Raw genomic sequence first — 24,293 nt, forward strand, 5'->3', positions numbered from 1 at the left:
GTATAAGATTTGATAACGGAAAGACCAATGATAAATCATAAAAAAATTAGCATGAAAAATCAAAATATAAAGCGGACACTGTTTAGTTGCGGTTTATGCTTACTTATTACACTGTTCACACCTTCGTGCAAGAAGTTGGACGAGTTTAACCCTACTTCCCTATCGGAAGATAACGTATTGAAAGATTTTGCAGGCTGGAAAGCCTACCAATCTAATTGCTACACCGGCCTTTGGGGCTCACTGATAGGCCTTCAATACGGTTTAACATCAGAATTGGGTACCGACTTATGGACATTCCCTTTTGCCAACCACAACCAATATAAGGATATAATGGCTTATGAAGCTTTCACTACCAGTTCGGGCATTATCAAGAATGTGTGGGATTTTGCATGGGGATCAATTGAGGACTGCAATAAAACTATTGGCCTGTCAACCCAATTAAAAGATGGTGCTGCCAATGCAAACGACATCAAGATATTAGTAGCTGAGGCTAAATGCCTAAGAGCTTACTACTATTCGGTAATTGTGGCTCAGTTTGGTGCCGTTCCGTTGATCACTACAAACGATCCGGTAAAAACGTTAAGCCCTAAACGTAATACTATTGCAGAAATTTATGCGCAGATCATCTCTGATTTAACCACGGCCGCTCAAGATTTGCCGGTAACACCGTACCAAAACAACGCCGGTCGCGTTACTAAAAAGGCCGCGCTTGGCTTGCTGGCCCGCGCTTATGCACAAGGCGGTGGTGAGGGATTAACCGAAAACGGAAAATCATACTGGCAACGTGCTAAAGAGGTTGCAGATGACCTGATCACTAACAAAGGCGCTTATGGGGCGGCTATGTATGATGATTTTGCTAAAGTGTTTGCTTCAGCTAACAACAGGAACAATGCCGAGGCTTTATTCACAGCTTACGGCCTTAACCCTTACGATCCATCGTACGATGTGTTCACCGGTAATACTAAACCAAACCTCTACCTGCACTATTATCCAAAATTTGACGATGCGTTCGGGACCGCTGATATTTTTAAAAGAGGTGTTAACTCCAATACTTCTAACGGATATTACGGCAGATTGAACCAGCAATTCGTAGCCCCTACCAAATATCTTATCAACTGCTTCAACGCCACCTACGATAAACGCTGGGAGAATACTTTTGTAACAGCGTTCACAAATTATTCGGGCGTACAGGCCATCAACAGTCTTGGTACAGGCGCCCCTGCTCCGGCCAACGTTACCTACGCAGCTGCAACAGTTACGCTTACCGCGGCTATGTGTACCAAATATGGTATTGATGCCTCGCATGTTGGGGAAAAAATATATCCTTATATTGATGTAAACGCCCGTAACGCTTCACAAAATGCTACCTGGCAGTATATACCTTCAGTGTGGCCGAGTGGTAATTTGGGTAATACATCATCTTTGGTTACCGTTGCTAATGCGAACGTACACCCGTACCCACTGAGCCCGACTGAAGACAGGTTCTTCGCTTATTTAAGTAAAGACCCGCTTACCGCCGCAGATAAGAAACTCCGCCGGTATGTAACTGTTAACATTGATGACCTGTTCGACCCATCGGACGCTACCGGCAGTACTTATAAAGCGGTAGTTTCAACTAACGGCCTGCCAAACTCGGCCCTCGCAAATCTTTTCCCTGCCATGATGAAGTTTAATCACAACTTCGACGGTGGATGGCTGGGCGGTAACTTCCAGCAAAAATTAGGTAATATCATGGTGATGCGTATGGCCGAGGTTTATCTTATTGCCGCTGAAGCCACATTCCATGGTGCGACTGGCGGATCAACCGCAGTACAGGATTTAAACGTGTTACGTCAACGTGCCTGCCGCAACCCTGCCGATTTTAACCCAGGTACAGGCATGCAGTTAACTACAGCTACCCTGAACGACGTTTTTGATGAATACGCGCGTGAGCTTTGCGGCGAGTTTAACCGCTGGGCCTTGTTAAAACGTGAAAAAGCCTTTGAAACACGTTTGGCAGCTTATAACAATACAGCGTTTGTAAACTTTGTTCCGTCAAGGCATTACAACCGCCCTATTCCATTCACATTCCTTAATCAGATCAACAACGCGTCTGAGTTTGGTACTAATGGTTATTAAGAATTATAAGATCGATGTGATCAGCCTTTAAAACGATGCGACTAATACAGGGCTTTATCGCCCGTATTAGTTTCATATTTATATTGGTTAGGGCCTGTAATTTTGCAGGCCCTTTATAGTTACATCTTAATATGATATACTCCAATATAGCAACTCTCATAAAACACATTGTTTTATGAGCTTCATTGATCCGATCTACGTTGATAAATTCTTGACCTTTATATATCAAGCTAAGTAACAGTAAAACTGTTTTTAAAGGGTTAAAGAGGGTAATATTTATAACTATAGTGAACATTATTGTAATAAGTATGTTGCATAATAAACTATAAGTTAATTTTATTATGAAAAAGATCAGTTTAATATTAGCCATGGCTGGAATTATTTGGATAGTTCAGCCGGCTCGTGCTCAAAGCAACGACACAACCAAAAACAAAATCGAACTTAAAAAGAAAATTAAAACAGGGGTTCATGGCCGCCAGGTTACTAAAATTAAAATGGAAGGCAAAGGCACGCCAGGCAGCATAAGCGATGCGACTTCAAGCGCAGTATCGGGCAAACCGGTTACGCATGTAACCGTAACACCACCGCCGCCACCAGCACCTACACCAGCACCAGAACCGGTAGCCACGCCGCCTGCTGACCCTAAAGTAATTGTAGTTACCCCACCAAAACCGGAAAAACCTGCTGAAACTACAACCACTGTAACTACCACAACTGAATCAAAGCCAGCTGTAGTTGCTGCTAAGAGTACAACAACTACTCACAGGACAACAGCAGCCCGGACAGTGCATAGGACCACACCAGTTAGGCGTACAACCGTCTACAAAAAACCGGCTACTGCACCTACCATAAAAACCACTACAACTACTACCATTAAAAAAACTCCGGCTCCAGATGGTAATTAATTTTTTTGCCTTACGAGTAACATCTGGATAACAGGTATAGAAAAGAGGTCCTATAGTTGAAACTATAGGACCTCTTTTTTAATACAATATTTTTAGCATACAATGCGTGCGATACTTAAAAAATTCCAAGGAACTTTTTCCGCCGGTGTTTCTTCTTAGTTTCTGCCACTGGTTTGGCTTTTATTCTATTTGCTTTTTTTATACTATCAATAATACGGGCCTCAATTTCAGCGGTGTGCCTGGATGGCGGCAAATATGGACGCAACATATATGGCTTATAAGCGGCTGCGGTAGTGCGGGCCGAAACGTAAACTGTTTTTTGAGAAAGCAACCCGTAAAGGGTTGTACCAATAAGGATAATAATTAATACTATCGCGCCAATAATTACATTTTTTGAAACGTTTATGGTGGTTTTATGCAAAATAGCGGCAGCCTCCTGCTGCTGCAACAATTGCGTTTGCAGCATTTCATTTTCGGTTTTTAATACTACTATATTGTTATCGGTATTGCCTGCAGAAGTACTGTTTTGAATTATTGTATTTTGCAGTTCCATGCCATTGTTAAACCGGTTGGCGGGTAATTTTTCCAGGCATTTATAAACAATATTCAACAGCCAGCCGGGTACCTGCATTTCATGCTGGCGCTGTTCATCTGTCCAGCTTTCCGGCAGATTTTGCCTTCTAAGTTCCAGCAGGTCCGGTACGGGTGCCTCCATATGGGCAATCATTACGGTATTGCGTGCTGTTTCTCCGTTATCATGCAACGGAAATGGTACGCGCCCTGTAAGCAATTCATAAAGTACAACACCGTAGCTGTAAATATCTGTTTGAAACAGCATTTGGCCCTCGTTTTGTTCGGGTGCCATAAACTCGATGGCCCCGGCATGGCGCATGCTGCTGCGCCGCTCTTCATCCGACATAACGGATAACCCAAAATCCAATAACACGTAATTACCCGTATGGATATTGAACTTTACATTGTTGCTTTTAATATCGCCATGCTTAATCCCTACTTTATGGCAATGTGCTAAAGCGCTGGCTAACTGATCGGCTAACTTAATCACCTCCTTTATCGTAAATACCCTATCGTGCGGCTCGGCAAGCAGTTCGGCAAGATCGGGCCCCTCAATATACTCCATTTCAATAAATGGCAGCGATCCGCTTTCGGTGATGCCCGAACTTAGTATCTTCACCACATTGGGATTGGGCACCTCATTTACTTTTTTTAACTTTTCAACCTCGTTTAAAAAGTTTCGATAGTTCTTATCATCGGTATCTTCTGTAAAAATTGGTGTTGGCAAAAGCTTTACCGCGCTTAATATGGGGCCCATCCTGCGGCCTTTATATACAGAGCCCTGACCACCGGTGCGTAGCGCCCCCATGTTTTCAAGCCCCTCCATTATGGTAAATACTTTGCTCATCAGGGTTATTTTACCTTTTTATAGCTAAATTCTATCACTGCTGTCTCGCCAAGGATCACCTGGTCCCCCTCTTCAAGCTGATGCCCAATTTGGCTTGAATGCAGCTTAATCAGCGTACCTGTAGCGGACGAACGTACTTTAATCTTATTGCCCGGAGGAATGCCGCCTTCATCCGCAAAAAGCATAAAACAGCCCTTCTCATTATTCCATTCCAGGTGGGCATGCTGCCTGCTGATATATTTGTTGGCTTCATTATCAACATCACCGGGAAAAGAGATATGGTTAGTCCTGAAAAAGCCACCCTCAACCTGGGCCTTTTTTTCGCGGCCTATGTTTAGTTTGCCATCCTGGGATGTAATATGGTATTGGGGCTTTTCTGCTACGCCGTTTAATACGCGTATATATGCATCGCCTGTTTTTTGAATGGTATGATCCTTTGTACGGATAAATATAGCAGCGTTTATTTCATTAAATTTGACTGCTTCAGGCGGGAACTCATCGTTGAAATTGATCTCCAATGCCCAATTATCCGGAAGGCCTAAGTCAAAGTCGTCCGCAATACGTTGTATTTCTTCCTTAAACTTGTCTGGTTCATCCTGATAGACTGCAGATTCGTACATGTGCTTATCTGTAGCGGGTGGCGCAATAAACAAATTGATCCCCTTAATATTGCGGCCCTCGCCGCCTTCGGCTTTTTGCAGCTCTTCTTTTACAGCGCGCAGCAAAGAATCCCTCACGCCCTTTACATCTGTTGGATTATTATTGCTTTGACCAAATATATTGAACATCACTTTTTATGTTAATTAGTTTTCGGTTGTAGTGTCTGGTGCTGTCATTTGTTCGGGTTCGGTTGACATTTTTGATTTGGAATTGGGGTCCGCTTGTTCTTTTTCAGGAACAATACTTTTGATATACCCTTTTTTAATCAGGAACGGAATAACATGTTTACCTGCCAAATGCACAGCATCGGCCGACCCCTTTGTTGATTCGATACGGATACACACCACGATGTTGCCGGGGCTTTTAACCATTGGCGCAAAAAACACGTACCAACCATCGTTAATACTTTCTTTTTTCCAGATCCGCTCGGGAGTACCGGTTTTACCCGCAACGCTCAGTCCTAATATGGGTACCTTTGGCGCGCTCTGCTCTATCATATACTGCGTCAGCAATGAAGTATACTGCGGGTCATTAGCCAGCTTTATACTGCCTTTAACGGGCTGTACAGTATCACTAACCTTCAATACAAAACGGTTAGCAACTAATTCGCCATTATTAGCCACGCCCGATACCAGCCTGGCCACAGCAGCCGGTGTAGCTATTAACTCACCCTGGCCCCAGGCCATACCTGAGATCCCTTTGGCACGAGTACGCCGGATGTTGTTAGGATCGTACCGCGGTTTGGTATTAAACTCTGTTTTTCGCCAAAGTTCCAGCCATTTCTCTTCCTGTCCGGCATTGTCTGGTTGTTTCCCATAAAAATAGCCGCCAACGCCATGTAGAAACATCCCGGTTTTTAAATAAAGGGCAGCCATATCTTCCTGCAAATGCTCCTGATTAGCTAACTTAATAAAGTACACATTGTTTGATTTGGCTATAGCCCTCTCTAATGTGATCACGCCAGTCTCATCCGGCTCTATCCCTTTAGTGCGGATACGTTCCCACATCGCTACATTGAATTTTTTATTTGCCGCTTCCAAACCAAGTTTATTAAACGCGGCCATGGCAGTTAATACTTTAGCGGTCGAGCCGGGCTGGGTGGCGTATGTGAAGCCCAGGTCGCTGGTAGTCATCCATTGCGAAAGCTTATTCTGTTCGTTCACCGGCATGGTCAGTTGGTCCCAGTTATGCACCGGCGGCAGCGGATAAACCGCTGATGCCAGCACATCGCCGGTGTTGGGCATCATAATTACTACCGATACCCGGTTATCATATAATGAAGTATCGGTAGCTATAGACTTTTGGATACTGGTTTGCAAATTGGCATCTACGGTTAACTGCACATCGCGGTTACGCTTTTTAAAGGCTTCAACCTCGCTGCTGTTAATCCCGGCTATCAATAGCGGCGCCAGCGCGCTGTAATCCTTTTTGCTTACCGACATTTCTTTCACCCCGCGCGGCAAAAAACGGTCTTCCTGGTAGCGGCTGGCGTGGGTGTTATAATTGGCTATAGGCATTTTAAACCCGCGTAACTCGGCCGCGTGCTCATATTCGGCAAAGTAACCATTGGTGCTGCCATTAAATACCCCGGTGTTAACGTCGCCTACCCAAAAGAACATCTGCTCCTCAAACGGATAGTAACGCGTTACACGCTTGTGCATGGCCGAATCAAGGTTATAATTACTAATACCCGATGTATCCAACAGCTTCCGCTGTTGCTGTATCAACTGCGGATTGCTGGTAGCCAAAACTCGTCCTTCCCTATCATATAAAGTGCCCGCCTGAAGTTTATTCATTAAAATAGCAATGCGCGGATTGTAGCTAAACATCCTGCCCCCGCTACGGTCGGCCACCAGCGATGGTTTTACTATCCATTTGGCATTATTAAACAAATAGCGCGATACATTAACCGTAAGCAGCAGTATACCAATACAAGCCATTATTAACGCTGGCACCAGGTTTCTGTCCTGCTGTTTAGTAATAAAACTCATTTGCACAGGTGTGCCTTTTACTTTCGATGCTGACAATAGGAAACCAGCGGCTAAAAAATTGACAACCAACGATGAACCGCCATAACTTTGAAATGGCAGCGATACGCCCGATAATGGTAAAGCACCCGTTGAACCGCCTGCTATTAGCAAAAACTGCACAAACGTACATATGCCAATACCGGCGCACAAGTAGAATAAAAACGGCGTACCCGTTTGCCGGCCTATAATAATAGCCCGGTGAAGGTACAGCAGGAATATCAGAAAGATGCATATAATACCCGTCCAACCAAATTCCTCGCCAATTGATGGCAGTATCATATCGGTATGTGCCTCTGGGATGGTTTTGGCAAAGCCTTCGCCAATACCCTGGCCGGTAATGCCGCCACTTGCCATTGCCCAAAGGCCATTAGCTACCTGATCACCACCGTAAACTTCATTATCCCAGGCGTTTTGCCAAATGGCTTTCCTATCAACTAAACGTTGTACAGGGCCGGGTATTAGTTTATCCAGATGCGGGATTTTATCAATGGTTAAAAACCCTGCGATAATGATCAAAGCCATAATAGCCGATTCGCTAAGCTGCTTACGTTTCAGCAACGTTACTGCAACCAACATGGCTACAGTTAGCAAGGCCGAAAGCCATACGTTTTTAAATATCCAGGTAACCAGTACATAAAAAATTACCGATGCGGCCATAAACATAAAATCACCACGCGCGAAGGAGAACAGGATAATAAATGTAAAGCAGATAACGATAGCCGGCCCTAAGTCGCCCAGCATCAGGAACAGAAAAAGGGCAATGCCTATGGCTATTACTGCAAATGAAAAAAACGAGAAACGTTTTTTCCAACTGGCATATTCGCTAATAAATTTTTCGTTGGTAGCAAAAAAGCCCGCCAGGAAAACGATCACTAAATATTTTACAATTTCGCTGGGCTGAAAACCAAACAGGTTTACTTTAACGCCACTACCTTCCGGCCCTGATCCAAAACGAATAGTTAAGGCCAGCAATCCGATAGCTATAATGATCCATGGCCAGCCATTGGCCGCTTTGCGATTATTTTTAAATACCAATAACCTGTACAGATTGGAATCGACCGTAAACCTGCGTAAATTAAATAGCAGCATTAACATCATCGCAAAAAAGCCCATACCCAGGTACATTAACGAATCCTTAACGAGGAACCTGTCGCGTAATGGATCCTGCAGGCTTAATAAGGTTAGAAAGGACAAACCTGTAAGCACCATGATAAACGGTAGTATCAACTGATCGGCCGTACTAAATTTCCAGCTGAGCAATAAATGGGCGAGTGCAAAGCATCCAAAAAAGCAGCCTGCAACCACCATGAACCAAAAGTTAAATTCGGCTGGTGTACGGATCATAAAGGCTTTTTCTTTTTTCAGGATACTGAAATCACGGGTTGATAATAACCTGATGGTATGGGGCGAACGTGAGAAGTTGAATATCTCATCATTATCCAGGTTTTCGGTACCTGAAGATCGCCCGAATTGATACCCGGGCTGTAACGGTAAAACTTCGAATGCCTTACCGGCAGGGAGATTTTTAAACATATAATTTCCCCTATCGTCGGTGCGCGCAAAGGCAGTTAAGGTTTGCAGATGAGTTTTTTTTTGCTCATCTAATATATACTCCTTTTTAAAACCCGGCCCCTGCTCAATCTTTTTATTTAACTGGTCGGCTTCCTCGTCATTATAAGTACTGTCCTGGGGCAATATCATTTGCAGCCGGACCAGCACACCGGCAACAGGCAGTTTCTTTTCAAGCACCGTCCCGCTTATGGCCTTACCATCCATGCCCACATCGGTAACAGCCGGCAAAACGGGTGGTTTAGCTTTTTCCTGGACGAAACGTAAGGAATCGTCACCTGTATAACCAAGTAACGACCGCGAAACCAGCACACGCTGCTGAAACGACTTACCCCCTTTGGCCATTGCTTCATCAGCATCAACATAAAATTTCTTTTTATTGATATCACCAATGTTTTCAAACCTGTCCCCCGCCTTTACACGATCTCCGATCACTTTTTCTATCAGGTCGATATCGCGTTTATCTTCAAAATAATATCCTTTTTCAAGCAGCGTGCGGATGTTTCTTGCCGGGTTTTTCGCATTCAGGTTCACCATCGAGCCATCCTGCATGCGCCTATCCACATCGGTAAAGTTTTTTTGTTCGATATAAAATAGCCGGACAAACAACAGCCCTAATACTGCTGCAATTACCAACAGGAACACGCGTTCTTTTTTCCTGCTAACAGACGCTGGTATTTCTTGTTCCATTATTTTTGTTTGTGGGTTACCGGTATGGAATCAACTTTAAATATTTGCGCCGGGATACTTCCACTGGTGTATTTACCTTTAATAGTAAATAAATTTTTAATGGCGTTGGTACAGTTGATGAACCTTATATTTTTTAATAGCAGCGCATTGTTGTAGGCCGTAACACCTGTTTGAAAATTACTGACAGCAAGGCTATCCAGCATAACCAATTTACATTTAGGCGAAAGGGTAAATGCCGCACCTTTATAGCCACTATCACTTTGTAGCCGGATATCGCCTTTGGTTTTAATAAACAAAGTGTCTTTATTTATCTTAATGGGCTGACTAATAATGATAGGCGCAGTAAAAGCAGTATCGGAAAGGAGTAATAAGTTGCCTTTCAAGCCATCGATAGCATTTTGCAGCTTAACTTCTAATTTACTTAAAGGCCTCCTGATTGGCTGTGGGGCGGGTTTCGTCGCTGGTTCTGAATCGGCTTTACGCTGGCTGAATTGCCAAATAGTTGTTGACAAAAACACTAAAGCAAGGAGAGCGAATATCACTGCAACCCAATTACTTCGTTTAGCAGGAACCACATGTTGCTGCCCGGTTGTTGAAACAGGTGTTTTAATAATCATTGGCTCAGCTATATCGGGCCGTTCATTTTTTTTTTGATTACCTGTCGGCATAGTCGCGTTATGTGTTGTTGTTTGCTTGCTGTTCTTTACAAGGACAACAGTTATATTATCTTTTCCGCCGTTATTATTTGCTGCTGCTATCAATTCACGGCATTTATCTTTTAAGCCGTTGCTATTGTTAAGTATATTACTCATCTCGGATTTACTAACCATATCGGTTAATCCATCGCTACAAAGCAAAAGCATGTCGCCGGGTAAAAAAGGTGACTGTCCTGTTTCGATATATTCCGTGTCGCGGCCTAAATTAGCTTCAAAACCAAGCGCCTTATTAATTTCATTGCGCTTTGGATGTGTCATAGCAGCTTTTTCATCCAAGCGGCCAGAATCTTCTAAAAAACCAACAAACGATTGATCGCGGGAGATTTTTACCAGTGACTGATCGCGCAACAGATATAGACGGGTGTCGCCCACATGCACGTAATAAAATTGATTTTGTTCAACATCTACCAGCGCCAGGGTGGCTACACAGGCCATACTTTCGTGTTCTTTTACCTGCTTTTTTTCGTCTAATATTTTTTGGTTGGCCAGGTTAAAACAGTCTATCATCATCGGGATCACCTCGCCCGATGGTTTGCCAAGCCTTTGCAATATAGATTCGCGGGCCAAAGCGGCCGCAATTTCTCCGCCTGAATAGCCACCCACACCATCAATAACGCAGGCAATAATAAATTTGCCGTTAGCACTTTGCTGCGCGATAAAGGTATCCTCGTTATTTTTTCGCTCGTTACCGATATCGGTTAAGCCATAAAACTGATCAGTCATTGGTTTTGCGCGAGTTTTTAATATCGTAAAAATGAGTTATTAATAACAATACAACTATAACCAGTAACCCGGCGGACAATACTTGCGACATAGGCTTATGATTTAAAAATATTGACCCCTATAATCCCGTTTAGTAATATTTTTGAATTTACAGGCAATTCGACCCACGATGGTGAGTTAACATCGCTTCTTTGTACCTCATTTTCGTTTAGTATGGTACGTTCACCAAATGATGCCAGATAAAATTTCCCGTCAGATTTATTATACCTGATATGCAAATGCGGGGTGTTTACCCATTCAGTCGGGATTTTAAAGATATTACTATCTTCACGTTCCTCTTCATCCCCTGATACAATGATCTCGTCATCCTGCATTAAATATTCCACCTTTTTACCCGCAAATTGTTTTTCGGGCAGTATGGTTTCAAACCGTGCAAAACTCTTCTTCCTGTTATCTGCCGGGGCGTCCTCATCATAATCCAGGTCATCAATATAAGGCAGCTCGTAATAGCCTTCGCTATAATAATTAAACCCCTTCAATACGTCCTGACTTACATCAAACGTTTGGGCTATGCCTGTTTGCCGCGGAATAAACGTAACCCTTAAATTTTCCTCCTTTTTGGTACTGCCAGGTAACAATTTACCTATAAAGCCAATATCGCCCCGCTGATAATCGGGATGAGAAACTATACGGAAAACCCATTTAGAGCTTGATGGCACTACAGTTTTACCCGCCGCACGGTACTGCTTTAGCTGTTCATAAAATTTCTTAACCGTTTCATTTACAATCAGCCCGAAAATACCCTGCTTATTATTCATAAACTCCTGGTAATCATCGGGGTTAAAGCTAATAATGTATTCGTGATAAAAAACGATACGTTCGGCGAAAGAAAGCTGACGGATGGAATCGTTAAATTTATCAATTACATAGTTGTAAACATCATCCGGCGTAAGTGTTTGCTGCTTTTTTGACTTTGAGGTATTTTCACTGGTTAAAAACCAGTCCTGTATCCCCATACGTTGCCAGATAGAAGTTTTAGGTTCCATGTATATTTAATCTCGGGTTAATAGTGTTTAAACATTGTAATTAACAGGTTCCCTGGACAGATGTTTGAACTATTCATTTTTATTAATTAGTGGATACCGTTAAATCATTCAATTATTATCAGGCTGTACTTCTGTACTATCAACCTCCGTGCTATCCGGCTCAGTTGAATTTTTACGCCTGTTTTTTTCAATATCAGCCTGAATCCCCGCCTTTACAACCGAATCCTGAAGCCGTTTTTTTTCGCGTTGGGCAACAGCATTATTATTTTGTGTGGCTATACTATCGGCAACCCGGGTTGAGTCGGCTTGCTGTTGTGTGGTCAATATTTCGTTTTGTTTTGGCGCCTTCTTATTATTAAACAACGCATAACCTGTAAACGCCATAAAACCAATCAATAAGATCATCAATCCCCAAAAAACAGGTTTAGATATCAGCATCATGTTGCTGTCAATCTCGTTATCAACATAGCCGGTATCAACAACCACCTCTGCTTCCTGGTTCGTTACAGCTTCGGTAGTTTCTTCTGGTTCTTCCCAACGGATATCAGCAATGCTGTTTTCTATAATGGCATCATGCAATTCCATACCATTAGCGTAACGGTTATCGGGAGATTTTTCCAGGCATTTATAAACTAATTTCAGCAGCCATCCGGGTACCTTCATTTCATGGTCGCGTTGTTTTTTGGACCAACTGGCGGGGAGGTTTTGTTTGCGCAGTTTCATTAAATCGGGCACCGGCGATTCCATATGGGCTACCATTACGGTGTTGCGTGCAGTTTCTCCATTATCTTTTAAAGGAAAGGGTACCGTGCCGGCCAATAGTTCATATAAAATAACGCCGTAACTGTATACATCTGTTTGAAACAGCATTTTTCCTTCATTCTGCTCGGGGGCCATAAATTCAATAGCGCCGGCATGGCGCATGCTGCTGCGGCGTTCCTCGTCGGACATGATAGACAGGCCAAAATCTAACAGCACGTAATTGCCTGAATGAATGTTGAACTTTACGTTATTGCTTTTAATATCCCCATGCTTAACGCCAACCCCATGGCAATGGGCCAGCGCGCAGGCTAACTGATCGGCCAGTTTAACCACATCTTTTAGGGCGAAGATCTTATCATGCGGCTCTGCCAGTAGTTCACCCAGGTCAGGCCCTTCAATAAATTCCATTTCTATAAACGGGAACGAACCGCTTTCGGTAATACCCGAGTTAAGTATTTTAACTACATTGGGGTTGGGTACCTCGTTTACCTTTTTTAACTTCTCAACTTCATTCAAAAAGTTACGGTAATTCTTATCATCGGTACTTTCGCTATATATAGGTGTGGGCAAAATTTTTACGGCGGTAATGATAGGCCCTATACGCCGCCCTTTGTATACAGAACCCTGGCCGCCGGTGCGCAATGCACCCATATTTTCCAGGCCTTCTGTTATTGTAAATACTTTGCTCATGCCTTTAATAACTGTTAATTCGCATTTAACTTATGGAAGCATAACAAAAATAATGTGGTTTATGTTCAGCCTGTTCATAAGTTATCGCAGAATAAATATAAAGATTTCTCTAAGAGTGCTGTGTACTAAATAGGTACGAAATCGAATCCTTAGGCCATATTACTATTTCCTTCCTGATCATTCCGGCCATGGCGGTGTATTAATAAACCGAAAGGGATTTTCGGATTTATCCATGTAGACTTTGGCGGCAGTATTTCGCCCGCGTTAGCTACCCGTATCAGGTCTTCGGGTGTTATTGGGCTTAATGTAAATACAATTGCATCCGGGTGTTCCTTGCAAATAAGCCCGATCTGTTCAAATGCACGCGGCCCACCTGCACATTTAAGTCGTGGGTCTGACTTTGGATCAAAAATCCCAAACACTGGCCCAAAAACCAGCTCCTGCAAAAGTGAAGCGTCAAGACTGGCCGCTACTGCCTTGTCCGCATAGTACTCGGGTTTAACTGTTAATCGAAACCATTGATCAGCGATACACATGCCTATCTGGCGTTGCTCGTTTGGTTTTACCGGGTGGTTCCACGCCTCCTGTACATAAAAACATTTCCCAAGCAAACTAAAAAAGGTTGGGATATCTATCGCTTTGTCGGGCACAATTACCCGGTGAAATTCCAGTATTTGTAACTGGTTAAAAGACAGAAACAAGGCGGAAAGCTCATTAAACACCGGTACATTTTTAGCTCTTTGCTCTGTAGCCAGCATGGTAGCAGCACTTAGCCTATGATGGCCATCGGCCATATAAACATGTTGAATAGCGTTAAAAGCATTTATCACGGTGCTGACTAAAGCGGCATCAGTTATCCTCCATATCCGATGAAGTACATGATCGTTTCCCAGCGTGAAATCGGGTTCCAGGTTTTTTGCATGTTTGATAACCTGATCTATCTGCAGATTTGGCGCATAGGTTAGTAAGACCGGGCTACCCTCTATGCCTGTGTTGTCGCGATAATTTTTTATCCGGCGTACGCTATCATCAAAAGTAAGTTCGTGGACCTTAATCTTTTCATGCTCACTCAGCACATACAGCGCCCAGATACCTGTTTGGGAAATACCCAGGCTGGTTGTTTCATAAATATATATCCCTTCGCTATCATCTTGCTTTAGTTGTCCGGCATTTAACAAGCTGTTTATCGCCGTCCTGATACCGTGATAAGCTTCCATTTGCCCCGCCGCAGTCTCGGGTCTTTGCCGGGCTGCGGTTTCCAATAAGTTCTTCAGGGGAAGAACAATCGGACCTTCCGTACCATGCAAAGCTACAGATTCAGCTTGCGGGCTTGTAAAAACCAACCGATCTGCATATTTGGGGTTTGGGCGAATAGCGCGAAAGGGCTTAATAACAGTCATTTAGCTTCATTTTTTTTGAGCTGATAAGCAGTCACTACCGGCTCACATTACCGTATACAGATAACTTTTAACAAGCACGCAGATAATATGTTGGAACGTATCTGTTATTCCTGCCAAACTATTACATCGGCTGGTTTTAGCAATGGTGTCCCTATTAAAATTTTAGCTTTAGCTGATAACGGCACTGCATAGGGTTTTGGCGAATAGTTTACCCCTACCCAAAAGCCATCACGCCATTCCAGTATTACACCATCGGGTAAATTGCGTACCGGAATGCCCGCACGCTGATAAACTTTTTGCAACACGGCTTTTTCCAAACTGCCATCATCTGTATCGGGCCCTACATAGGTTATTGTGCCCTTACCCAGTTTGCGCGACATTACTGCTGCCCTGCCTGCATAGTATTGGTTTGTATAGTTTGCCCAAACTTCGGTTCCCGCGTCAGGGGTTATAATATCGGCCCAGTTGTTCCATTTAAAGTTTTGATTATTCATTTTTATGGTACCAATTACAGTATCAGGCAACAGGTCATAAAAAGATATCTTGCCGCCTATCAGCTTGTAAATGGGTTCGGCAAACTTCATTTCCCATAGTTTAGCATTACGGTCTTTTTGCCCTGTACGGGTCGTCAATATCAGGTGGCCCCCATTTTCTACGTAGGTAGTCCAGCGGGCTACTAAATTGGCATCCAGTAACTGGTACGATGGCGCTATCATTACCGGATACTTAGAGAAATCTTTATCCTCGGTAATCACATCTACAGGCACGCCCAACTGTTTAAGGGCATTGTAATAATGCAGCATATGCTTTTCAAAGCTCCACTGGTTACTTTGGGGCTGGTTATCTTCTTCCCAACGGTTATCGGGGTTATAAAGCACGGCTGTTAAACGCGCCGCATGCTCTTTGGGCATCTGCGCATTGGGATTATATGATTTTTTAAGGCTTTTTAGTTCATTGATCACTTTAATATATTCTAATCCGCTGGTACTTGGAGTAACACCATCAGGGCCAATAATACCGTAGTGATATTGTTCGCCGCCAATTAAAGGTTGTTTAAAGCGATAGTTACACACAAATTTATTGCCGCCGGCAAAGGCATGCCATATCCACATGCGCACCACACCGGGCATAGGCTGTGGGTTAAACTTGCCCCAATTAACCTGGCCTGGCTGCAATTCCATTACGCCCGTTGTTCCGTTAATAGACCGGAACAGATCGTTTGAAAAAGCAATGCTGGTTGATGACCCCATACGAAAGCCTTGCGGGCCAATGCCTTTGTCATATCCGGCAACCAGGTATTTTGTATAAGTGTTAAAATCCAGACTGGTAATTTTTGTGGGGTCGACAGGTGGTTCGCCCGGCATAAGGTTGGTGGTTATCCATTGCTCGGGTGCAATGTACTTGCGCAGTATTTTGTACTGCATAGCCAAAAAATCGTTCACTTCGTCGTTGCTGAAACGTTTAAAATCTAACACCGCACTCGGGTTAGGCTGCGCTATTAATTCCTTACCGTTCGGGATGCGCACCTGATCAAAGTCACTATAGACAAGGCTCCAAAAAGCGGTCCCCCATGTTTTATTTAGGTTGGCTATAGTGCCATATTTTGCTTTTAGCCACTTGCGGAAACTTATTTGTGCTGCCGGGCTATAGTCATATTGGCCATAATGCGATGGTTCGTTATCCAATTGCCAGCCCCATATGCGTTTATCATTAGCAAAATGTTTAGCTACAGCTTCAACCATTTTGCTCACATATTGACGATAAACCGGACTTGACCATGATATTTGCTGCCGTGATCCATGCTGCATAGTGATACCCATATCGTTCACCATTAATATTTCCGGGTGCTTCTCGGCAAGCCAGGCCGGTGGTGTAGGGCTTGATGTGCACATAATGACTTTAATACCATTAGCCCTTGCCAAATCTACCGCTTCATCAATCCATTTAAAATCAAACTTACCTTCTTCGGGCTCAATAAACGCCCAGGCAAACTCGCCAAAATGGGTAAAATCGAATCCAACTTCGGCCATTTTTTTCAGGTCGCGCGCCCAATACTCATGTGGCCATTGCTCGGGATAGTAATATGACCCGATGGGCATCAGGTCGCTTTTATTAAAGAAGTTTTTTGTTTGTGCTTGTGAGCTATTTATTTCAAAAAGAAACAACGCTGCAAGTAGCAGGGCACATTTAAATATATTTCCGGCAGCGGAAAACAGGGCATAGTAATTTTTCTTCATGGTTGATATTGAGGGTTTATTTTGGCAATTGCAAGTTAACATTACTTTTCAAATCTTACTAAATAGCGTGCGCTGAGAAATCAATTATTGCACTGTTGTTCACTAATTTAATGTCTCTCCCCGAACCAAATTGGCGTCACCTATACCCATAAAAAAACAGATCATCAAGCGCCTCTCCTCCTGAATATGGATAAGCACCCGACGATCTGTATGTTTTTAATGCATTAATAAGCTACAATAACTTATAGCTTGTTAATTTACCCGGCTTAAAAAGCATAACCCGGGTTTTGCACCAATTGGCTTGGGTTTAAATCAATTTCGGGTTTTGGTATCGGGAACAAAAATTTATACGGCTGAATATCGAAAGCTGATGCTGGCAGGAAAGTATAAGTTGTTTTAGCTTTTGCCGCATAAGCCTGCATAATAGCTAAACCTTTACTGCTGCGCTGCAGATCATGAAAACGCTTATTCTCGAAAGCAAGTTCAACCCGTCTTTCATGCAAAATAATATCACGTAATGTTGCCTGGTCTGTTGCCGTAATGTTGTGCAGGGCATCACCAAAGGCACGCGCACGCACCGCGTTTAAAGCAGTCAACGGAGATTTTCCTTGCTCGTTTTGTGCTTCGGCCAGCAATAAAAGTGCTTCAGAATAACGATATATTGGCCAGTTATCATTTGTATTATTAGTGGTTGTGAATGGTGGGTGAAGGTACTTTTTAACATACGGCACACCAACCTTACCTGCAGCGGGGGTATAACCAACTACACTTTTATTGGCCGATATGACCAGATAATAACTGGCATCATATGCACCTTCAGCAATACCAATTGTTGCATCAAGACGCTTATCACCTGTTTCATAGGTACTAATCAAATCAAACGAAGGGGAGTTCCACCCGCCGGTACTTGTAGTGTTTGTAGCCGGTGCGCCGGTAACAACTGTGGTAGTGGTTGTACGCGGAAAAAACTGGTAAAAAAAGTTGCTTGGCTGTGTGCCCACAGCAGTACCCTCCAGGTATTGAATTTCGAATAATGATTCTTTACTGTTTTTGTTGGTAGTTAAAAATGCATCAGTATAATTAGTATTCAAGCCATAGCCCATTGCTGGCAACGTGTTTAGCAATGTCTCCGCTTCTGCATATTTTTTTAACGTAACATCTATATCGGCCAGTAGCATAGTTGCCGAACCTTTAGTAGCTTCTCCTGTTTGCGGAAACTTTGCCGGGGGCAATAATTCACTTATAGCATCATTGGCATCCTTAACTATTTGAGTGTAAACCTGATCAACAGTAGCACGGGGCAAATAAGCGTCTTCCGCTTTTTTTACTTCATGTAATGATAATGGCACACCACCAAATAAACGCACCAGTTTAAAATAGTTCCAGGCACGTAAAAATTTTGCTTGCCCGTCTACACTGGCTTTAACGGCTGTGCTTGCAGCGTTTGCCAAAGGTATACGGTCGATTATAGTGTTACACCTGGCAATGGTATTATAGCAGTGGTAATAAACGGCGTTAACATAATCGTTATTGGCATCGTTATTCCAGTCTGATACGTTTTCACGATATACATTGGCGGTTCCGCGGTTATTAGGGATGGGTTGATAATGCGAATTATCCGACCGCATTTCAGAGGTAAAATAATCGTTAACCAGCAGGTCGCGCATAGGTACATAAGCACCAGCCATCGCTAGTTTCAACTGCGCGTCTGTTTGATAGTAGGTATCGGGCGACGGCGTATCTAAAGGATTTAAATCTATAAAGCTTTTTTTACATGCCGATGTTGTCAGCAATAACATGCTAAGTAATATATATGTCTTTTTCATGATATACTTTTTTTAATTTATTTAAAGGTTGTTGTAAGGCCTACAGAAAATGTACGTGGCACGGGATAAGCATTTTCATCTATACCAATACCCGCAGTTGCATCAAGCCCTGATAAGCCGATCTCGGGATTAGACCCCGAATACCCTGTTATAATAAATGCTTGCTGTACTGATGCATAAACCCTTAGATTTTTTAACGCCCAATTATTTTTCAGCTTAAAATTGTAACCTACCGAAATGTTTTTAGCCGTAAGATATGAACCATCTTCTATCCATTGCGAATTGACAGACCGGCCTATAGCAGTGGTCCCGGTTTTAGTACGTGGGTATATACCTGAGCCCGGGTCGGCTTCAGATCTCCAATGATCTAAGGCAGCAGCAAGTGGCACCCTTGAACCATCCATGTTAGTTAAATATGCCCATTTCGATGCTGCTAATATTTTACCGCCCACCTGTCCGGACATTGAAATGCTCATATCCCAGTTTTTATAAGCAAATGTGTTGGTTAAACCAAAAGTAAAACTTGGTGTAGGATCGCCTATAAAAGTACGGTCGTTTACATCATCAATAACACCGTCACCATTCAAATCTTTCATTTTAATGGTGCCTATATCAGAACTCCCGTTTGGTGCCGCTGCTGTAACCTGGTATTTAGCTGAGTTGGCCAGATCGGCAGCATCTTTATATAGCCCAAGGAAAACAAAGCCGTAAAACTCGCCTAAATGGTGACCTTCCTGGTTACGGTAATAATCGGATGTTACCGTATTGTTTCTGCGTAAGTAACCCGGAGATATTAAGCTTTTTACCAGGTTGCGTTGAATAGCAATATTCAGGTTAGTATTCCATTTCAATACCCCTTTTGTATTTATAGTATTAACGGTAAATTCATGTCCCCAAAACTCAAGCTGGCCCACATTATACTGAATAGTGGTAAAGCCCGATGACCTTGGTAAAGGGCGGCCTAATATCAGGTTATCTGACAGTTTGTGATAATAATCATAATTAAATGACACGCGGTTATTGAACAGTCCTAATTCAAAACCAAGGTCGAATTGCTTATTGCGCTCCCATTGAAGATCAGAGTTCCCCAAAACGTTTATGGCTTCACCAGGTACTACTGCACCATTTAAGTAATAATTAGCTTTACCAAGTTGTGTGATGGCGGTATAATTACCAAAATCGTTATTACCTGTTATGCCGTAGCTGGCACGGATCTTTAAAAAGTCTATCTTCTTAAATTTAGCCATAAAACTTTCATCGCTTATAATCCAGCCGGCTGATACCGCAGGGAAATAGCCATATTTTTGGTTTTCACCAAACCTTGAAGAGCCATCGCGGCGAACTGACCCCTGCAACAGGTATTTACCTTTATAATTATAGTTTAAGCGGCCAATGGCAGATAGTAATGAATACTGTGAGGCACTGCTTGAGCCTGCAGTAATGCTGGACGCGGCAGTCAAATATCCGATATCATCTGTAGGATAACCGGTTCCGCTGATGCTATTGCTTTTTGAATCAAATTTTTGAGCTGAATAACCTACAAGCGCTTCTATATGATGATCGGTAAAAAAGGTTTTTTCATAATTCAGGTTTGCTTCGGCGGTATATGAATAATTATCTACAGAACTGCTTATACCTGTACTTAAATTTGGCAAAGTGGGAACCGAGTTATTAGCTACCTGTGGCGTAAAATTATTACGAGTTTCAGCACCTTTATCAATACCGATATTGGTTTTTAAACTTAACCCGGGCAAAAACTGATAATTTAAATAGCCATTACCTAAAATCCTTGTAGTGATATAATCATCGCGGCTTTCTTTTAATTGGGCAACGGGGTTAATATAAGCCACCATACCTGGCGAATAGGCGCCAATTGCATATGTACCGTCCGCGTTGTACGCCGGCAAAATCGGGCTCGATTCAAAAACCCTTTCATAAAACCCACCCACACCGTCGGATGTTAACCGGTTGTTATGATCCAGCCTGTAGCTTGGCGCAATATTAAAGCCAATTTTCACCTTGTTATTCGCTATGCTTAGCTCCTGGTTCACCCGTAGCGATAGTAATTTGGTACCCGTATTTATTACCACGCCATCTTGCGCCTGATACCCAAGAATAACAGTTGAAGATGATTTTTCCCTGGCCGATTGAACGTTTAAGGTATAACTTTGAATAGGTGCCGATTGAGTAGTTAAGTTAAACCAATTGGTCCCTTCGCCATATCTGGATACATCCCCCTTATATACATCCGGGTAGCCGGTGCCTGCGGGATTTAAACCCTCATATTTCACAGCATCATCATAATGCTCTTGCATAAATAACGCCCATTGCTGACCATTCATGATTTTTGGCACTGTACCCCTATCTATTTTTTGGATACCAACGTTGCTGCTAAATTCAATTTTAGACTCGCCAGCTTTTGCATGTTTAGTGGTAATTAAAACGACCCCGTTAGCCGCGCGCGAGCCATATAAAGAAGTAGCCGATGCGTCTTTCAATACCGTGAACGACTCTATTTCGTCAGGGTTGATGTTGTTTACGCTACCGGTTACAGGTAAACCATCTATTACATAAAGCGGTTGATAGCCAGTTGCAAAAGAGGCCGCACCCCGTATGCGAACAGCAATTCCCCTGCCTGGCTGGCCACTGGATAAAGCGATATCAACACCAGGTACTTTGCCTTGTAACTGTTGTGTAAACTGCACTACCGGCATATCAGATAACCCTTCGGCATTAATTTGAGATGCTGATCCGGTTATTTCCCTGGCACGTTGTTTACCGTAGCTTACAGTTACTTCTTCCAGTCCGGTTACCAATGGCTTCAATTTAACATTAATTGTAGTTTGGTTCTCTATAGTTATTTCGCGGGTTGCATATCCTACAGATTTAAATACTAACACAGCACCGGTTGATGCCTTGATGGAATAGTTGCCGTTCACATCAGTAGCGGCACCTATAGATGTACCTTTAACAAGGATTGACACGCCCGGAATGCCTTCGTCCTTATCGTCGGTAACCTTTCCTTTTATTACACTTCCGCTCTGCTGGGCAAAAGCTACATTTAGCAATAGGCATAAAAGCAAACATATTGCCCAAAGCCTGTTGCAAGTAAATTTTTGGTAAAATTTTCTTTTCATAATTAGTAATTGGTTGATTTAAAAGATTTTAATTCTTTTTGGATTATAATTGGTAGCACTAAATTATTTTTATACAATTTAAAAACTGTCATGCACTGTTATGATTTGGCAATAATTAATAAGTTTTTTAAATATATTTTAATTATAATAAACTATATATTTCAATATTTTTAAACTATTTAAAACAAAAAGCACAGTACACAAGAGTAACCAAGCATACAAATCAATCATAAACATTAGCGGCAATGATACTACCGATGTATTACCTTAGGTTTACTTTAATGTTAAGAATGAAATAAAAGAATTTTTAATAATTTTTAATTCATTTTATTATAAAATGTTCTTTTTGGGAGCATTAACAAACTTGCACTACATCCATATTTAGCAATTGCCCCAGCTTGATGATTTTAGAAGCGATATGCCCTACCCCTACCGCACAATGGTGCGCAGGGCCATAGCTATTCCAGTTGTTAGTGAATTTCCTTGCCCCTATACTGAATTTATAGCGGCTATTAGTATTACCTATTTCCAGTATGGGCCCGGCTACCGATTCGCCTTCGGCTACCAGCAGCATTAATTTGCCTTGTTGCTCCACCACCGAGAGTAAGGTTACCGGCCCATTCTTCACCGACATTTCTACTGATAGCCCCCGGCCTACTTTACCATGATATACTTTTAATGGGCGCACCTTGGTTTTGCCTTCGGCAATCTGGATATGGCCCGGACCATCATGCCCCATCAACACCACATCAGCTGCAAAATCCATGGCGTAATACTCCGTAAATGAACCGCCAGCACCGAAGCTGTCCATTATCTTCATGGCCTGGGCATTCTTTATTTCGTATTCACCTGCCACGGGGATATTATTGGCGGTAAGCAAGCTATTGCCTAAGATGATAGAACTGATAGTGTCTTCATTATCTGCACTACCCGTACCTTTATAATAATAAGCCATGGATCCTAACTGGTATTTGACTACCAGCAGATCTAACGCTACCGATGTTTTTGCGGCGCGTTCCAGTTCTTCGTGCAAACAATCTGCCTGTACATCAAATTGTTCATGAAATAATTGTACCCTCTCTGCAATTTGCTGCGGTGTGACCGATCTTCGCATTTCGGCCAGTTCGTCTACTTCAAGCAACTCTATATGGCCACCAAAGGTGGCGTATTGCAGTGTAAGATCGCTGTAAATATCCAGCATGCCGCTATAATAATGACCCATGCAGCCCAAGCGGTTGTAGGCCATAATATGCGCCACCCTGGCCGCTTCTACCCATTCAGTAACCTCGTCCCAGCATTCAGAATCATTGTGCAACATGCCGGTTATCTGATGAAATTTAATACCTGTACGGTTAAACACGTTAGCAATTTCGGGCACAGGACAAGCCGAGCAATAGGCCAGCCACTCGCCAGTCATCTTAGTACGGTCATCCATACTATTAAAGGCAGCATAGTCTATTGCCGCCTCGGGCGCCAGGTTTAATATAATTACCGGCACTTTGGCCCGTTGCACCACCGGCAATACTGTTGACGACAAAGCATAAGTGGTTACATAAAGGAAAATAAGATCGACATCCGCCTTTCGAAACTCAATACCTGCCTCAAATGCCTTTTCGGCGGTATCTATCAGCCCCAGATTAATAATATTAGAATGGATTACGCTAAGCTTTTCTTCCACAACGCCTAAATAGCCTTGCAAACGCTCCTTAAGTCCTGCAAATTGTTCCCAGTAGGCATCTAAACCGATGCCAAATAAACCTATAGTTAGTTGTTTGTTCATGTAATAAGATAGCGCTGATTATATGGTTATTATAAATGGTAAAACAAACATAAGTTTACCTGAGTGCATGCGGATAGCCTGATATGACATCTCTGTTGTATAATTTGATATTTAACATCCTAAAACTATCTGCAAAACAAAAGCGCCCCCAATTGGAGGCGCCTGTAAAACTAAATTGTATCAGATTAACTTATTCACCGGGCGGCGTAGTAGCCGTAGCGGTTTTATTTTTTCTTTTGCCTTTTTGCTGTTCTTTAAAATCGGCGTATACTTTCTGTTGTTCGGGAGTAAGTATCATATTTAATTGCGCATCGGCAGTTGCATTTATTTCCGCACGCTTTGGGTGGGCAGCCTTTTTGGTAATGGTGCTATCGCTGTTTAAACTATCTATACGTGCGGCCCTTTTTTGCCATATGGCAACAACTTTCGGCTCCTGATCGGCAGTTAAATTAAGTTTGGCAGCCAATGCTTTAGGCATTTTGCCCGGATTTTTTTTAGCGGTTTGCGCCTGGGCAAATACAGTAACACCAAGGCTAAGCGCAATTATTAAGACAAGCTTTTTCATAAATATTTTTGTTTTTAGG

14 protein-coding genes are annotated in these 24,293 nt (G+C 42.8%); 2 read left to right on the forward strand and 12 right to left on the reverse strand.

The annotated features are described in order from the left end of the window. Positions 1-51: 51 nt before the first annotated feature. Together IRJ18_RS12415 and IRJ18_RS12420 are read left to right on the forward strand one after the other, a co-directional pair. The gene (locus tag IRJ18_RS12415) at positions 52-2,118 is read left to right on the forward strand and encodes a RagB/SusD family nutrient uptake outer membrane protein (protein WP_194106516.1); all 2,067 of its coding nucleotides are present in this window, start codon (positions 52-54) and stop codon (positions 2,116-2,118) included. 341 nt (positions 2,119-2,459) lie between these two features. Next, positions 2,460-3,023, forward strand: coding sequence for a hypothetical protein (locus IRJ18_RS12420; RefSeq protein ID WP_194106517.1), 564 nt, complete (start codon positions 2,460-2,462; stop codon positions 3,021-3,023). 115 nt (positions 3,024-3,138) lie between these two features. Here the strand turns inward: IRJ18_RS12420 and IRJ18_RS12425 are convergent, their stop codons facing one another. From IRJ18_RS12425 to IRJ18_RS12480, 12 genes are all read right to left on the reverse strand, one after another. Then, complete coding sequence (locus IRJ18_RS12425; RefSeq protein WP_194106518.1) at positions 3,139-4,443, reverse strand: serine/threonine protein kinase; 1,305 nt, start codon at positions 4,441-4,443, stop codon at positions 3,139-3,141. A gap of 5 nt (positions 4,444-4,448) precedes the next feature. Then, entirely contained in the window at positions 4,449-5,231 is a 783-nt protein-coding gene (locus tag IRJ18_RS12430; protein ID WP_194106519.1) for an FHA domain-containing protein, read from the reverse strand. 15 nt (positions 5,232-5,246) lie between these two features. Continuing rightward, a complete protein-coding gene (locus tag IRJ18_RS12435; protein ID WP_194106520.1) occupies positions 5,247-9,392 on the reverse strand; it encodes an FtsW/RodA/SpoVE family cell cycle protein in 4,146 nt (1,381 codons plus the stop codon). After that, positions 9,392-10,831, reverse strand: coding sequence for a PP2C family protein-serine/threonine phosphatase (locus tag IRJ18_RS12440; RefSeq protein WP_194106521.1), 1,440 nt, complete (start codon positions 10,829-10,831; stop codon positions 9,392-9,394). The genes IRJ18_RS12435 and IRJ18_RS12440 overlap by 1 nt, the downstream gene beginning before the upstream one ends. Positions 10,832-10,926: 95 nt before the next feature. Further along, a complete protein-coding gene (locus IRJ18_RS12445) occupies positions 10,927-11,877 on the reverse strand; it encodes a hypothetical protein (RefSeq protein WP_194106522.1) in 951 nt (316 codons plus the stop codon). 108 nt (positions 11,878-11,985) lie between these two features. Beyond that, entirely contained in the window at positions 11,986-13,329 is a 1,344-nt protein-coding gene (locus IRJ18_RS12450; RefSeq protein WP_194106523.1) for a serine/threonine protein kinase, read from the reverse strand. A gap of 149 nt (positions 13,330-13,478) precedes the next feature. Further along, positions 13,479-14,729, reverse strand: coding sequence for a DUF1015 family protein (locus IRJ18_RS12455; RefSeq protein WP_194106524.1), 1,251 nt, complete (start codon positions 14,727-14,729; stop codon positions 13,479-13,481). Positions 14,730-14,833: 104 nt separating this feature from the next. Beyond that, positions 14,834-16,966 (reverse strand): beta-galactosidase, encoded by a 2,133-nt coding sequence (locus tag IRJ18_RS12460; RefSeq protein WP_194106525.1) that lies wholly within the window; start codon positions 16,964-16,966, stop codon positions 14,834-14,836. A 266-nt stretch (positions 16,967-17,232) separates the two neighbouring features. Next, complete coding sequence (locus tag IRJ18_RS12465) at positions 17,233-18,792, reverse strand: RagB/SusD family nutrient uptake outer membrane protein (protein WP_194106526.1); 1,560 nt, start codon at positions 18,790-18,792, stop codon at positions 17,233-17,235. Between the two features lie 17 nt (positions 18,793-18,809). Continuing rightward, positions 18,810-21,929 carry a SusC/RagA family TonB-linked outer membrane protein gene (locus tag IRJ18_RS12470; RefSeq protein WP_194106527.1) on the reverse strand — a complete coding sequence of 1,040 codons (3,120 nt, stop codon included), beginning with the start codon at positions 21,927-21,929 and terminating at the stop codon, positions 18,810-18,812. Positions 21,930-22,284: 355 nt separating this feature from the next. Continuing rightward, positions 22,285-23,709, reverse strand: a complete 1,425-nt coding sequence (locus tag IRJ18_RS12475; RefSeq protein WP_194106528.1) for an arabinose isomerase — start codon at positions 23,707-23,709, stop codon at positions 22,285-22,287. A 190-nt stretch (positions 23,710-23,899) separates the two neighbouring features. Continuing rightward, positions 23,900-24,274, reverse strand: a complete 375-nt coding sequence (locus IRJ18_RS12480) for a hypothetical protein (RefSeq protein ID WP_194106529.1) — start codon at positions 24,272-24,274, stop codon at positions 23,900-23,902. Positions 24,275-24,293: the final 19 nt, after the last annotated feature.

Origin of the sequence: Mucilaginibacter boryungensis, assembly GCF_015221995.1 — a bacterium.
In the GTDB taxonomy this organism is placed as follows: domain Bacteria; phylum Bacteroidota; class Bacteroidia; order Sphingobacteriales; family Sphingobacteriaceae; genus Mucilaginibacter; species Mucilaginibacter boryungensis.